The organism is Paracoccus acridae, from assembly GCF_014642735.1.
GTDB classification, from domain to species: domain Bacteria; phylum Pseudomonadota; class Alphaproteobacteria; order Rhodobacterales; family Rhodobacteraceae; genus Paracoccus; species Paracoccus acridae.
This window is the reverse complement of sequence record NZ_BMIV01000010.1, coordinates 65,324-78,534: the sequence shown is the minus strand read 5'-3', so window position 1 is coordinate 78,534 and position 13,211 is coordinate 65,324. Positions and strand designations below refer to the sequence as shown.

Annotated in this window: 12 protein-coding genes; 8 read left to right on the top strand and 4 right to left on the bottom strand. The window is 66.7% G+C overall.

Translation table 11 applies throughout. The features are described 5' to 3' along the window. The first annotated feature begins 47 nt into the window (after positions 1–47). The 6 genes from IEX25_RS14200 to IEX25_RS14175 are packed head-to-tail and all read left to right on the top strand — an operon-like array spanning position 48 to position 6,962. Positions 48–569 (top strand): TRAP transporter small permease subunit, encoded by a 522-nt coding sequence (locus IEX25_RS14200; RefSeq protein WP_103174064.1) that lies wholly within the window; start codon positions 48–50, stop codon positions 567–569. Further along, entirely contained in the window at positions 569–1,897 is a 1,329-nt protein-coding gene (locus IEX25_RS14195) for a TRAP transporter large permease (RefSeq protein WP_103174063.1), read from the top strand. Before IEX25_RS14200 ends, IEX25_RS14195 begins: the two co-directional genes overlap by 1 nt. Positions 1,898–1,947: 50 nt before the next feature. After that, positions 1,948–2,988, top strand: a complete 1,041-nt coding sequence (locus tag IEX25_RS14190; protein ID WP_188715790.1) for a TRAP transporter substrate-binding protein — start codon at positions 1,948–1,950, stop codon at positions 2,986–2,988. Between the two features lie 56 nt (positions 2,989–3,044). Then, positions 3,045–4,406 carry a glutamine synthetase family protein gene (locus IEX25_RS14185; RefSeq protein ID WP_188715837.1) on the top strand — a complete coding sequence of 454 codons (1,362 nt, stop codon included), beginning with the start codon at positions 3,045–3,047 and terminating at the stop codon, positions 4,404–4,406. A gap of 11 nt (positions 4,407–4,417) precedes the next feature. Next, positions 4,418–5,800, top strand: coding sequence for an aldehyde dehydrogenase family protein (locus tag IEX25_RS14180; RefSeq protein WP_188715788.1), 1,383 nt, complete (start codon positions 4,418–4,420; stop codon positions 5,798–5,800). 1 nt (position 5,801) lies between these two features. Continuing rightward, on the top strand, positions 5,802–6,962 hold the full coding sequence (locus tag IEX25_RS14175) for an iron-containing alcohol dehydrogenase (protein WP_188715786.1): 1,161 nt from the start codon (positions 5,802–5,804) through the stop codon (positions 6,960–6,962). Positions 6,963–7,002: 40 nt separating this feature from the next. Here the strand turns inward: IEX25_RS14175 and IEX25_RS14170 are convergent, their stop codons facing one another. The 3 genes from IEX25_RS14170 to IEX25_RS14160 all read right to left on the bottom strand — a co-directional run bounded on the left by IEX25_RS14170 (position 7,003) and on the right by IEX25_RS14160 (position 8,765). Continuing rightward, complete coding sequence (locus IEX25_RS14170; protein ID WP_188715785.1) at positions 7,003–7,212, bottom strand: hypothetical protein; 210 nt, start codon at positions 7,210–7,212, stop codon at positions 7,003–7,005. A 4-nt stretch (positions 7,213–7,216) separates the two neighbouring features. Continuing rightward, a complete protein-coding gene (locus IEX25_RS14165; RefSeq protein ID WP_103174058.1) occupies positions 7,217–7,402 on the bottom strand; it encodes a hypothetical protein in 186 nt (61 codons plus the stop codon). 73 nt (positions 7,403–7,475) lie between these two features. Next, a complete protein-coding gene (locus tag IEX25_RS14160) occupies positions 7,476–8,765 on the bottom strand; it encodes a PQQ-dependent sugar dehydrogenase (RefSeq protein ID WP_103174076.1) in 1,290 nt (429 codons plus the stop codon). 175 nt (positions 8,766–8,940) lie between these two features. On the opposite strand from IEX25_RS14160, the gene IEX25_RS14155 reads away from it, so the two are divergent. Continuing rightward, positions 8,941–10,299: an amidase gene (locus IEX25_RS14155; protein ID WP_188715783.1), complete on the top strand. Its 1,359-nt coding sequence runs from the start codon at positions 8,941–8,943 to the stop codon at positions 10,297–10,299. Between the two features lie 29 nt (positions 10,300–10,328). Here IEX25_RS14155 and IEX25_RS14150 read toward each other — a convergent pair whose 3' ends face one another. Then, complete coding sequence (locus IEX25_RS14150) at positions 10,329–11,345, bottom strand: SDR family oxidoreductase (RefSeq protein WP_188715781.1); 1,017 nt, start codon at positions 11,343–11,345, stop codon at positions 10,329–10,331. Between the two features lie 163 nt (positions 11,346–11,508). Here IEX25_RS14150 and IEX25_RS14145 point away from each other — a divergent pair, with 163 nt between their 5' ends. After that, a complete protein-coding gene (locus IEX25_RS14145) occupies positions 11,509–13,176 on the top strand; it encodes an alpha-amylase family protein (RefSeq protein ID WP_188715779.1) in 1,668 nt (555 codons plus the stop codon). The last annotated feature ends 35 nt before the right edge of the window (positions 13,177–13,211 follow it).

Here is a 13,211-nt window from a genome sequence, read left to right as displayed (position 1 = left end):
CAGCGCGTTTCCGCGCCCGATGACCTGTTGCCGCAAGGGGGCTGCTGATGCCGCCCCTGGCGCTTGGCTTCGTGCGCGTGGTCGAGGGGGTCAACCGCCGCATCGGGCGCATGGCCTTGTATCTGCTGTTCGTGCTGGCGGGCGTCCTGGCCTGGTCGGTCATCGCCAAAGCCTTCTTCCGGCCCGCCTTGTGGACGCAGGAAATGGCGCAGTTCACGATGATCGCCTATGTCGTCCTTGGCGGGGCCTATTCTCTGATGATGGGCGCGCATGTGCGCATGGACCTGCTCTATTCCCGCTGGTCCGCCCGGACGCGCGCGGCGGTGGATTGCGTGACGGTCTTTGCCTTGATCGTGTTCCTGGGGGTGATCCTGTGGGGCGGGATCGAAAGCACCATCTATGCGCTTGAGATCGGCGAACGGTCGCGCACTGTCTGGCGGCCCTATATGGCGCCGATCAAGATCGTGATCTGCCTGGGCACCTTGCTGATGCTGCTGCAATCGCTGGCCTTTCTGATCCGCGACATCGCCATCCTGCGCGGCACCCCCATCCCCGAGGGGCATGGCTGATGTCATACGAGCTGATCGCCATCTCGATGTTTCTGGGCATGTTGGCCCTGTTGCTGACCGGGCAGCGGGTCTTTGCCGGCATCGGCTTTGTCGCGGTGATCGCGGCGATCGCGCTGTGGGGGGACAGGGGAGGGCACGACCTGGCCTTCACCAGTGCCATCAAGCTGATGAACTGGTTTCCGATGCTGACCCTGCCGATGTTCGTCTGGATGGGCTATGTCATGTCGGAAACGCGCATGGCCGACGACCTTTACCGGATGTTTCATGTCTGGTTCGGCCCGGTGCCGGGCGGACTTGCCGTGGGAACCATCCTGCTGATGGTGCTGGTGTCAGCCATGAACGGGCTGTCGGTCGCGGGCCTTGCCATCGGCGCGACCATTGCCCTGCCGGAAATGCTGCGGCGCGGTTACGACAAGGTGATGGTCACCGGCATCATCCAGGGCGGATCGTCCCTGGGCATCCTGGTGCCGCCGTCGATCGTGCTGGTGCTTTACGCGATGATCGCGCGCCAGCCGGTCGGGCATCTGTGGCTGGCTGGCGTCTTTCCCGGCCTGTTGATGGCGGGGCTGTTCATCGTCTATGTGCTGATCCGCTGCGGCCTGAACCCGCGCCTTGCCCCGCGCCTGTCGTCCGACGAACTGGCCCAGATCACCTGGGGCGAAAGGCTGCGCCTGCTGCGGGCGGGCATCACCCCGCTGGTCATCTTCGGCGCGATGATGGGGCCCTTCGTCGCGGGCTATGTCAGCCTGGTCGAATCCTCGGTCGTGGGCGCGGTCATCGCCTCGGCGGTGGCGGTGATCAAGGGCCGCTGGACGCGGACCATCTGGGAAACCTGCCTGCGCGGCACGCTGAACGTGACCTGCATGTTCATGTGGATCCTGCTGGCCGCGCTTGCCTTTGGCGCGGTCTTCGACGGGCTTGGCGCGGTGCGCGCCATCGAATCCTTCTTCCTTGAGGAACTGGGCCTGACCCGGTGGCAGGTCATCATCCTGATGCAGGTGTCCTTCCTGATCATGGGGATGTTCCTGGACGACACGGCCATGCTGGTGATCGTCGCGCCCTTGTATATCCCGCTGGTGCGCGCGCTGGAATTCGACCTGATCTGGTATGGCGTCCTTTACACGATCACCTGCCAGATCGCCTATATCACGCCGCCCTTCGGCTATAACCTGTTCCTGATGCGGGCGCTGGCGCCGGACCATGTCACCCTGGGCGACATCTATCGGTCGATCGTGCCCATCGTCGGCATCATGATCCTGACGCTGGCGATCATCATGGCCTTCCCGCAGATCGCATTGTGGCTGCCCCAGCAGGTTTACGGACAATGACAACACGGGCGGGCCAAACCGCCCCTTTCCCCAACACATCGGAGGTTCGGATGACGACAAGACGCAAGTTTCTGATGACCGCCCCCCTGGCCGCAGGGGCCGCCACCCTGGCCGCGCCCGCCGTCCACGCCCAAGGCGCGCCGATCCGCTGGCGGATGCAGACCTATGCCGGCGCCGCCCTGGGCGAGCATGTGGTCAAGCCCGCCATCGACCGCTTCAACGCCATCGCCGAGGGCGAGATGCAGATCGAGCTTTACTATGCCGACCAGCTTGTCCCCACGTCGGAACTGTTCCGCGCCATGCAGAACGGCACCATCGACGCGGTGCAGTCGGACGACGATTCCATGCAGTCGCCCACCGAGGTGACGGTTTTCGGGGGCTATTTCCCCTTTGCCAGCCGTTACAGCCTGGATGTGCCGGTGCTGTTCAACCAATACGGGCTGAAGGAGATCTGGGAACAGGAATATGCCGCCGTGGGCGTCAGGCACATCTCGGCCGGGGCCTGGGATCCGTGCCATTTCGCCACCAAGGATCCGATCAACAGCCTGGCCGACCTGGAAGGCAAGCGGGTCTTCACCTTCCCGACCGCGGGCCGATTCCTGTCGCAATTCGGCGTCGTGCCCATGCAACTGCCGTGGGAGGATATCCAGGTCGCCCTGCAGACCGGGGAGCTGGACGGCATCGCCTGGTCCGGCATTACCGAGGATTACACCGTCGGCTGGGCGGACGTGACGCAGTATTTCCTGACCAACAACATCTCGGGCGCCTGGATCGGGCATTTCTTCGCCAATGCCGACCGCTGGGCCGAGGTGCCCGACAAGCTGAAGATGCTGATGGAGGTCTGTTTCGAGCAGTCACATTATTACCGCCAGTGGTGGTACTGGGGCGGAGAGGCGGATCTGCGCGTGAACGGGCCCAAGCTGCAACTGACCTCGATCCCCGACGCGGAATGGGCCACGGTCGAGGAACGCGCCCGTGTCTTCTGGGACGAGATCGCCGCCGAGTCCGAGGTTAAGGCCCGCGTGGTGGAAATCTTCAAAAAATACAACGACGTCATGGCCAAGGCGGGACGACCTTATCGCTATAGCTGATGCAGCCTGCCGCCGGGCGCGACAGCCCGGCGGCACGATCCTGGGAATGGACGATCATGCCTGCAAACCTGACACTCGACAGCCTGAAGACGGCCTTTGACGCCGGAGAGATCGACACCGTCCTGGTGGTCTTTCCCGACATGCAGGGCCGGCTGATGGGCAAGCGTTTCCATGCCGGCTTCTTCCTGGACGGCGGCCACGAGGAAACCCATTGCTGCAACTATCTGCTGGCCCTGGACATGGAGATGAACACCGTTCCCGGCTATCGCAGTGCGGGATGGGAACAGGGCTATGGCGATTACGTCATGCGCCCGGACCTGTCCACGCTGCGCCGCCTGCCCTGGCTGCCGGGCACCGCCATGGTCATCTGCGACCTGCTAGACCATCACACGCATGACGAGGTCGCAGTATCGCCCCGCGCCATTCTGAAGCGCCAGATCGCCCGTGCCCGCGACATGGGCTTCGACGCGATGATGGCGACGGAACTGGAATTCTACCTGTTCGACAACAGCTATGAAAGCCTGCGCGGCGGCATCGCCGGGCTGGTGCCGTCTTCCGGCTATAACGAGGATTACCACATCTTCCAGACCACGCGAGAGGAAGACGTGATGCGCGCGGTCCGCAACCAGCTTTACGGCGCGGGCATCCCCATCGAATGCACCAAGGGCGAGGCCGACGCGGGCCAGATCGAGGTGAACTATCGCTATTCCGACGCGCTCGACACGGCCGACAACCACACGATCATCAAGCAGGGCGTCAAGGAAATCGCCTGGTCGCGCGGCAAGTCCGTCACCTTCATGGCGAAATACGACACCGCCAAGGCGGGATCGGCGGCCCATGTGCACCAGTCGCTGTTCCAAGGCGGCCAGTCCGCCTTCCACGACCCGGAAGGCGATCACGGCATGTCTGCCACGATGAAGCATTTCCTGGCGGGCCAGCTTGCCGGGGCCGACCAGATGATGGTGTTCCTGGCGCCCTATGTGAACAGCTACAAGCGGTTCTGCACAGGGCTGTTCGCGCCCACCAAGGCCGTCTGGTCCTGCGACAACCGCACGGCGGGCTTTCGCGTCTGCGGCGAGGGGACAGGGGGCGTCCGCGTCGAATGCCGCATCCCCGGCGCGGATGCCAATCCCTATCTGGCCTGCGCCGCGCTGCTGGCCGCGGGCCTTGAGGGAATCGAGCGGAAGCTGGAGCTGGAGCCGGAAATCCGTGGCGACCTGTATCGGGCGCAGTCCGTGCGGGAAGTCCCCAAGACCCTGCGCGAGGCCGCGGAACGCCTGAAAACCTCGGATCTTTACCGCAGGGCCTTTGGCGATGATGTGGTCGATCACTATCACCACGCCGCCGAGTGGGAGATCGCCGAGACCGACCGCGTCGTCACCGACCACGACCTGCGCCGATTGCTGGAACGCGCCTGACAGGACCGACCATGAAAGACATCAACCTGATTTCCCCCATCGACGGATCGGTGCTGGTCCGGCGCACGCCGCTGGACCGTGACGCCGCCCAGGCCGCTGTGGCCCGCGCGCGTGCCGCGCAGGCGGATTGGGCCGCCCGCCCGCTGGATGACCGCATCGCCCTGGTCAAGGCGGGCGTCGCCGCGCTGACCGCGATGAAGGACGACATCGCCACGGAACTGGCCCGGCAGATGGGCCGACCCATCCGCTTCGGCGCGGGCGAGATGGGCGGCGTGAACGCGCGCACCGACTATATGGCCCAGATCGCCGCCGAGACGTTGGCGCCCAGGGTGATCGAGGACAGCGCCGGGTTCCACCGCCAGATCGCGCGCGAGCCGCTGGGCCTGGTCTTCGTGATCGCGCCCTGGAACTATCCCTATCTGACGGCGATCAACACCATTGTTCCCGCGCTGATCGCGGGCAATGCGGTGGTCCTGAAGCACGCAAGCCAGACCCTTCTGGCGGGCGAGCGTCTGGCCCAGGCCTTTCACGCGGGCGGCGTGCCAAGGGAGGTGTTCCAGAATGTCGTGCTGGATCACGGGACCACGGAAGGCCTGATCGCCGCGCGGGCCTTCGATTTCGTGAACTTCACCGGATCGGTCGCCGGGGGCCGCGCCATCGAACGCGCGGCGGCTGGTACCTTCGTGGCCCTGGGCCTGGAACTGGGCGGCAAGGATCCGGGCTATGTCCGCACTGACGCCGACCTGGATGCGGCGGTCGAGGGGCTGATAGACGGTGCGATGTTCAATTCCGGCCAGTGCTGCTGCGGGATCGAGCGGATCTATGTCCATGAGAGCCTGTATGACGCCTTCGTCGAAAAGGCGGTGGCCTGGACGAATGCGCTGAAGCTGGGCGATCCGCTGGACCCGGCCACGACGCTTGGGCCGATGGCGCATGTCCGCTTCGCGCAGACCGTGCGCGACCAGATCACCGAGGCCGTGGGGCAGGGGGCCCGCGCCCTGATCGACCCTGCCGGTTTTCCGCAGGACGACGGCGGCGCCTATCTGGCCCCGCAGATTCTGGTGGACGTGGATCATTCCATGCGCGTCATGGTCGAGGAAAGCTTTGGCCCCGTCGTGGGCATCATGCGCGTGTCGGGCGACGACGAGGCGGTGCGCCTGATGAACGACAGCCCTTACGGCCTGACCGCCAGCATCTGGACGCGCGACGACGATGCCGCAGCCGGCATCGGCGCGCGGATCCAGACCGGCACCGTCTTCATGAACCGCGCCGATTACCTGGACCCGGCGCTCTGCTGGACCGGCTGCAAGGATACCGGGCGCGGCGGCAGCCTGTCCTATCTGGGTTACCATTCCGTGACCCGCCCGAAATCCTATCACCTGAAAAGGGCGTGACATGAGCCTTGATGTCCCCAACCGCAACTGGTCCTATCCGACCGCCATCAAGTTCGGCGCGGGCCGGATTTCGGAACTGGCCGACCATGCCAAGGCGGCGAGCCTTTCCCGCCCGCTGCTGGTCACCGACAGGGCGCTTGCCGCCCTGCCCATCACCGCGGGCGCCTTGGATGTCCTGGACCGCGCGGGGCTGGGCCGCGCCGTCTTTTCCGACGTGGACCCCAACCCGACCGAGGCGAACATGCAGGCCGGGATTGCGGCCTTCAAGGCGGGCGGGCATGACGGGGTGATCTGCTTCGGCGGCGGCTCGGCCCTGGATCTGGGCAAGATGATCGCGCTGATGGCCGGGCAGCGCCCCGGCCTGTCCGTCTGGGATCTGGAGGATGTGGACGACTGGTACACCCGCGCCGATGCCGACGCCATCGCCCCCGTCGTCGCCGTGCCCACCACGGCAGGCACCGGCAGCGAGGTCGGGCGGGCGGGCGTGCTGACCAATTCCGAAACGCATCGCAAGAAGATCATCTTCCACCCCCGGCTGATGCCCACGGTGACCATCTGCGATCCCGAACTGACGGTCGGGATGCCTGCCTTCATCACTGCGGGCACCGGCATGGACGCACTGGCGCATTGCCTGGAATCCTATTCGTCGCCCCATTACCACCCGATGAGCCAGGGCATCGCGCTTGAAGGAATGCGCCTGGTCTTCGAGAACCTGCCGGTCGTCTATCGCCAGCCGGACAACCTGACGGCCCGCGCCCATATGATGAGCGCGGCGATGATGGGGGCCGTGGCCTTTCAAAAGGGCCTGGGCGCGATCCATTCGCTGTCCCACCCGGTCGGCGCCGTCTATGGCACCCATCACGGCACCACCAATGCGGTGGTGATGCCGGCCGTGCTGGACTTCAACCGTCCCGCCATCGAGGACCGCATCACCGCCGCCGCCGCCTATCTGGGCATCCCGGGCGGCTTCGACGGCTTCCGCAGCCGCATCGTGGAACTGTGTTTGGAACTGGGCATCCCCAAGGGTCTGGCCGCGATGGGGGTGGAGGCTGACCGCCTGGACGAATTGACCGAAATGGCGCTGGAGGATCCGTCCTGCGGCGGCAATCCGGTCGCCATGACCGCCCAGAACACCCGCGCGCTGTTTCAGGCCGCGATGTAAGGGCCGGGCGGCGTCCTGGGCCGCCCGGCGGGGCTGCCGCCTAGCGGCCGCCCTTTGTCTTGGGGTCGTGGGTGTGGTGGCTGTCGCGCACGCCGCCACCGCCCGAGACGTCCGAATCCGGGCCGTTGGTCGGCTCACCGGGCTTCGGGCCGCGGCCCTCCGTCGGGTCCGGCAGGTCGGGGCGCTGATGGCTGCTGCCGGGGCCGCCGTGGTGGCGGTTCGCGGCGTCGGTTTTGTCGGATGTGGACATTGTCTTACCTGTCCTGCTGGTGACCCTGGTTGGTCGTGTTCTGCTTGATGTTGCCCTGCCGGCCCTGCTGGTCCAGGTTCCGCTGGCGCTGATCGGGGATGTCGGCGTCGGTCTGAACATGGCCGCCGGGATCGCCGGGACCCTTGTCGCTGCGGTTTTCGGGCGGGACGGGTGGAAGTCGCTGGGACATGATGTTCCTCCTGTTCGTGGAAAGGAACGACTGGCGGCGAGATTTGTTTCATGCCCCCGCGAAGGGCAGGGGGTCAAGCCCCCGTCACCCGCCAGATCACGTCGCCCACATCGTCCGCCATCAGCAGCGATCTGCCGTCCGCGCCGACCACAACGCCGACCGGGCGTCCATAGGCCAGCTTCTCGTCCGGGGACAGGAAGCCGGTCAGGATGTCGCGGGGCGGGCCGGCGGGCGCGCCATTCGCGAAGGGCACGAAGATCAGCTTGTAGCCGCTGAGTTTGGACCGGTTCCAGGATCCGTGCTGCCCGATGACCATGCCCTCTCCAAAGCCCGGCAGCGTGCCTGCGGGCATCCAGCACAGCCCCAGGGATGCCGTATGCCCGCCCAGGGCGTAATCGGGGGTGATGGCGCGGGCCACAAGCGCCGGATCCTGCTTCACCCGGTCGTCCACGGTGCCGCCCCAATAGGAATAAGGCCAGCCATAGAAGCCGCCGTCGCGGACCGAAGTCAGGTAATCCGGCGGCGTTTCATCCCCCAGGCCGTCGCGTTCGTTGACCACGGTCCACAGCGTGCCGGTCGCAGGCTCCCACGCCATGCCCACGGCATTGCGCAGGCCGGATGCGAAGATCCGGGCCTTTTCGCTGGCCACATCCAGTTCCCAGATCGCGGCGCGGCCTTCCTCGGCCTCCATGCCCATGTCCCCGATATTCGACAGCGACCCCACGCCCGCATAGACCTTGGTCCCGTCAGGCGAGGCGATCAGGCTGCGCGTCCAATGCCCATGCGGCTTGAAGCTGACCAGCTTGCGTCCCGCACCCGTCAGAGAGGTCGCGCCGGGCGTATAATCGAAGACGACAATGCCGTCGGTATTGCCCAGATAGAAGCGATCCCCGATCAGCGCCATGCCGAAGGGCTGGTTCTGGTCCTGGACAAACACCTCTTGCACCTCGGCCACCCCGTCGCCATTGGCGTCGCGCAGCAGCGTCACGCGGTTGGCGCTGTCGCCGATGGCCTTGGCGCGGCGCATGGTGGCCTGCGCGGCATGATCCATCAGCGTCCTGGGCGGGCCCGCCTGTTCCTTGGATTCCGCCACAAGCACGTCGCCATTGGGCAGAACCTCGATCCAGCGGGGATGGTCGAGGCCGGTGGCAAAGGCATTGACGGCCAGGCCCGGCGCGCAGGTGGGGACATGCCCTTCCTTCCAGCCCCGCGCCACGGGCATCTTCAGGGTCATGATCCCCTGCGCCTTGGCTTCCGGGATCTGCGGGCTTGGGCCCATGGCCTGATGTCCCGGTGCTCCGATCCGGCGGACAAGCGCGACCGCGCCGCCCACCACCGCAGTCGCCCTTGCGATGAATTCCATGTTTGTCTCCAAGCTGTCGGGGGAATGATAAAGGCAGGGATGGCGGCATGACAGGGGGTTTCTGCCGGACGCCACGCCGGTCGAACGCGTTTCCATGGGGGCAGGTTTCAGCCCGAAGGCACCCCTGTCGCATGGCACCTTGACCCCGCTGCCGCTTCGGCCATGACTGTGGCGCATGATAGACCATGACGCGACACATCAACTGGCAGCCCTGCGTTCAGGCGCCATATCCGCCCGCGAACTGATGGCGGAAACGCTGGACCGGATCGACCGGGTCAATCCGGCCATCAACGCTATCGTGGCCCTGCGCGACCGCGACACGCTTCTGGCCGAGGCGGCGACCGCGCCACCCGGCCCGTTGCAGGGCCTGCCGGTGGCGATCAAGGACCTGGCGGACACGGCGGGGATCGTGACCACCTATGGATCGCCCGCGTTCCGCGATCATGTACCGAAGGCGGACAGCCCGATGGTCGCGCGGCTGCGCAGGGCAGGGGCGGTGATCATCGGCAAGACCAACACGCCGGAATTCGGCCTGGGATCGCACAGCTACAACCCGGTGTATGGGGTGACGCGCAACCCTTATGACACCGCGCGTTCGGCGGGCGGGTCCAGCGGCGGCGCGGGGGCGGCGCTTGCGGCCCGGATGGTGGCGCTTGCCGACGGGTCCGACATGATGGGATCGCTGCGCAACCCGGCGGGATGGAACAACGTCCTGGGTTTCCGCCCCAGCTATGGCCTTGTGGCAGGGGGAGGGCCGGGGGATCTGTTCCTGGCGCAATTGTCCACCGACGGTCCCATGGCGCGGTCGATCCGCGACCTGGAACTGCTGCTGTCCATCCAGTCCGAACACGACCCGCGCCATCCCCATTCCAGCGGGCCATACCGCCCGCAGCCGCCGGGCCGCAGGCTGCGGATCGGCTGGCTGGGCGACTGGGGCGGCGCCTATGCGATGGAGCCGGGCGTCCTTGACCTGTGCGAGACGGCGCTGCGCGTCTTCGCCGATCTGGGCCATGAGGTGACGCCCCTTGCGCCGCCCTTCCCGGCCGAGGCGCTGTGGCAGGCCTGGACCACGCTGCGAAGCTGGACCATCGCCGGCAATCTTGAGGTGCTGCTGCGCAGCGCGCCCGACATGGTCAAGCCCGAACTGCGGTGGGAAATCGAGCGCGGGCTGACCTTCTCGGCCGCCGATATCCGCCGCGCCAGCACCATCCGGTCAGACTGGTTCCGCCGCACCGCCGAGATGGAGGTCGATGTGCTGGCCCTGCCATCGGCGCAGCTTTTCGCCTTTGACGCCGACTGGCACTGGCCGCGCCAGATCGCCGGGACGGCCATGGACAGCTATCACCGCTGGATGGAGGTGGTGGTGCCGGCGTCCCTGACCGGGCTGCCGGCGCTGTCGGTTCCGGCGGGCTTTGGCCCCTCGCCCATGGGCCTGCAACTGATCGGTCATCGCGGCCAGGATGCCGCCATCCTGAACCTGGGCCGGGAATACGAGGCGGCCACCGACTGGATCGTACGGGTGCCTGCGATCTGAAAGCGTTCTGCCTTGCCGTGGCGTGGTCTTCAGGACCGGTTCCTGCCGCTTAGCGCTGTCCAAAGGATGCCGCAGCCCACGGCGCAGGCGATTGCGGCGGCGCCCCCGCGCAACCGGCCGGGCCGATAGGCTGTCACATGGGATCGCGCATCGTCCCCGAACCGGCCCGAGGCGCCGTGATCGCGGTCGGCGTCCATCGGGGCGAACAGGTTGTCGGGCCGGGGATGGGCCGCTTCCTCGGTCTGCTGCCCGGAATAGCCCTGGCTGGACAGGATCCGGTCCACAAGCGCAGGGGCGGCAGCATCGCCCAGGATCGCCTTGACCGCCGAACCGGCCAGCCAGACTTCCCTTGGGGCATCAAGGGACGCGCGATAAACGGCGCGGGCGATGGCCTCGGGGGAGTGGATCGGCGGCACCGGCTGGGCCTTGCGGGGCATCTTGTTGCGCGCCCAGTCGAACTGGGGCGTGTTGACGGCGGGCAGGTGGATCTCGGTCAGGCGGATGGGGCTGTTTTCGTGCAGAAGCTCGGTCCGCAGGGAATCCATGAAGCCGCGCGTGGCGAACTTGGCCGCGCAATAGGGCGCCTGCAACGGGATGCCGCGATAGGCCAGGGCCGAACCGATGCTGACGATGGTGCCACGGCCCTGGGCGCGCATGTGGCGCAGGGCGGCCTGGGTGCCGAAGACCTGGCCCAGATAGGTCACCTCAGTAACGCGGCGGAATTCGTCGGGCGTGACCTGGGACACCGGCGCCAGCACGGTCGCCATGGCGGCGTTGATCCACAGGTCAATCCGGCCCCAGCGGTCCATCACGGCCTGGGCCGCGTCATCGACCGCGCCCGCATCCGCGACATCGGCGGGCAGAACGAGGGCTTCGCCGCCTCGTTCCTCGGCATCGGCCCGCGCGCCCTCCAGGCCCGCCCGGCCCCGGGCCACAAGTCCCAAGCGCCAGCCATGAGCCGCGAATTCCCGTGCCACCGCCCTGCCGACCCCGGCCGAGGCGCCTGTGATGACCGCGATGCGCGGCTGCTGGCTGATCCCATCCATAGGCTTCTCCTTGTCCTGCTTGTCCTGCCGCTTTCCAACGCGCGGGCGGAGCAGGGGTTCGCCGGGACGTTGCCGGCCCTTGGGTGAACCGATGCCTTGGCGGTTGCGTTCGGCCCAGGACACCCCCTTGGGGCAAGCCGGATCACGGGAAAAAGGAGCCTGCATGGATATCAGCCGCACAGGCGATGTTTGGTGGAAGAACGCCGTCATCTACTGCCTTGACGTCGAGACCTTCCAGGACAGCAACGGCGACGGCATCGGCGATTTCGCCGGACTGACGCGCCGCATCGACCACCTGGCCCGTCTGGGCGTGACCTGCATCTGGCTGATGCCCTTCTATCCGACCGCGAACCAGGACGACGGCTATGACATCACCGACTATTACGGGGTCGATCCGCGCTTGGGGACGCTGGGCGATCTGGCGGTCTTCCTGCGCACGGCCAGGGACCGGGGCATCCGGGTGATCGCGGATCTGGTGGTCAACCACACCTCGGACCAGCATCCCTGGTTCCGGTCGGCGGCGTCGGACCGCAACTCTCCCTATCGCGACTGGTATGTCTGGCGCGACGAGATCCCCGAGGACGGCCCCGACGAGGTGATCTTTCCCGACCAGGAAGACAGCATCTGGGAATGGCACGAGGAAACGGGACAGTATTACCTGCACCGCTTCTATGCCCATCAGCCGGACCTGAACATCGGCAATCCCCTGGTCCGCGAGGAGATCCACAAGATCGTGGGCTTCTGGCTGCAGCTTGGCTTGTCGGGGTTTCGCGTCGATGCCGTGCCCTATCTGCTGGACACCCAGGGCCTGAAGGCGCCCCCCGACCTGGATCTGCACGACTGGCTGCGCGACCTGCGCAGCTTCGTTCAGCGCCGTTGCGGCGAGGCGGTGCTTCTGGGCGAGGTGAACCTGCCCTATCAGGAGACCCGGCGCTTCTTCGGCGACGACGGCGGGGGCGAGCTGAACATGTGCCTGGACTTCAACATGAACCAGGCGATGGCCCTTGCCCTGGTGCGCGAGGATGCGGGACCGCTGGTCCATTCCCTGCGGGCCATGCCCGAGCTCCACCCCGACGACGGCTGGGCGCATTTCGCGCGCAACCACGACGAATGGACGCTGGACAAGCTGACCGAGGCCGAGCGCCAGCAGGTGTTCCGCGCATTCGGTCCCGACAAGGACATGCAGTTGTTCGGACGGGGCTTGCGCCGCCGCATTCCCACCATGCTCAAGGGAAACGATGACCGGATCCGCTTGGTCTACAGCCTCGTCTTCGCGCTGCCCGGCGCGCCCGTCCTGTTCTATGGCGAGGAGATCGGCATGGCCGAGAACCTCGACATCCCCGGCAGGCTGAGCGTCCGCAGCCCGATGCAGTGGTCGGATGGGCCGAATGGCGGCTTTTCGACCGCGCCGCCCGACAAGATGCTGCGGCCCGTGGTTTCGGGATCCCGCTGGGGACCGGAGGCCGTCAATGTCGCGGACCAGGAACGTGACCCGGATTCCTTGCTCAACTGGCTGGAACGCCTGATCCGCCGCCGCCGCGAGATGCCCGAGGTGGCCTTCGGCGAATGGAGCTTCATCCCCTTTCCCGATGCCGCGATCTTCGCCCTGCGCTATGACTGGGGGGATCGCACGGCGCTGCTGCTGCACAACCTGGGCAAGCGGGCCTGCAGGTCCCGATGCCGCCTGGACGGGGGCAAGCCCATGGGCCGCCTGACCCGCATCCAGGGCCAGGGGCGCCTTGACCTGGACGCGGACGGGACCGCCAGCCTGGACCTGCCCGGCCATGGCTGCCTTTGGCTGCGGGCGGATCCAGCAGGCGAGGCCGGCTGACGGCCGCCGCCGTCGGAAGATGCCTGTTGCACCGG

Coding starts and splice junctions, on each gene's coding strand:
- IEX25_RS14195 (WP_103174063.1), top strand. CDS start 569: ATGTCATACGAGCTGATCGCCATCTCGATGTTTCTGGGCATGTTGGCC.
- IEX25_RS14160 (WP_103174076.1), bottom strand. CDS start 8,765: ATGGAATTCATCGCAAGGGCGACTGCGGTGGTGGGCGGCGCGGTCGCG.
- IEX25_RS14145 (WP_188715779.1), top strand. CDS start 11,509: ATGGATATCAGCCGCACAGGCGATGTTTGGTGGAAGAACGCCGTCATC.
- IEX25_RS14200 (WP_103174064.1), top strand. CDS start 48: ATGCCGCCCCTGGCGCTTGGCTTCGTGCGCGTGGTCGAGGGGGTCAAC.
- IEX25_RS14175 (WP_188715786.1), top strand. CDS start 5,802: ATGAGCCTTGATGTCCCCAACCGCAACTGGTCCTATCCGACCGCCATC.
- IEX25_RS14155 (WP_188715783.1), top strand. CDS start 8,941: ATGATAGACCATGACGCGACACATCAACTGGCAGCCCTGCGTTCAGGC.
- IEX25_RS14180 (WP_188715788.1), top strand. CDS start 4,418: ATGAAAGACATCAACCTGATTTCCCCCATCGACGGATCGGTGCTGGTC.
- IEX25_RS14165 (WP_103174058.1), bottom strand. CDS start 7,402: ATGTCCCAGCGACTTCCACCCGTCCCGCCCGAAAACCGCAGCGACAAG.
- IEX25_RS14170 (WP_188715785.1), bottom strand. CDS start 7,212: ATGTCCACATCCGACAAAACCGACGCCGCGAACCGCCACCACGGCGGC.
- IEX25_RS14185 (WP_188715837.1), top strand. CDS start 3,045: ATGCCTGCAAACCTGACACTCGACAGCCTGAAGACGGCCTTTGACGCC.
- IEX25_RS14190 (WP_188715790.1), top strand. CDS start 1,948: ATGACGACAAGACGCAAGTTTCTGATGACCGCCCCCCTGGCCGCAGGG.
- IEX25_RS14150 (WP_188715781.1), bottom strand. CDS start 11,345: ATGGATGGGATCAGCCAGCAGCCGCGCATCGCGGTCATCACAGGCGCC.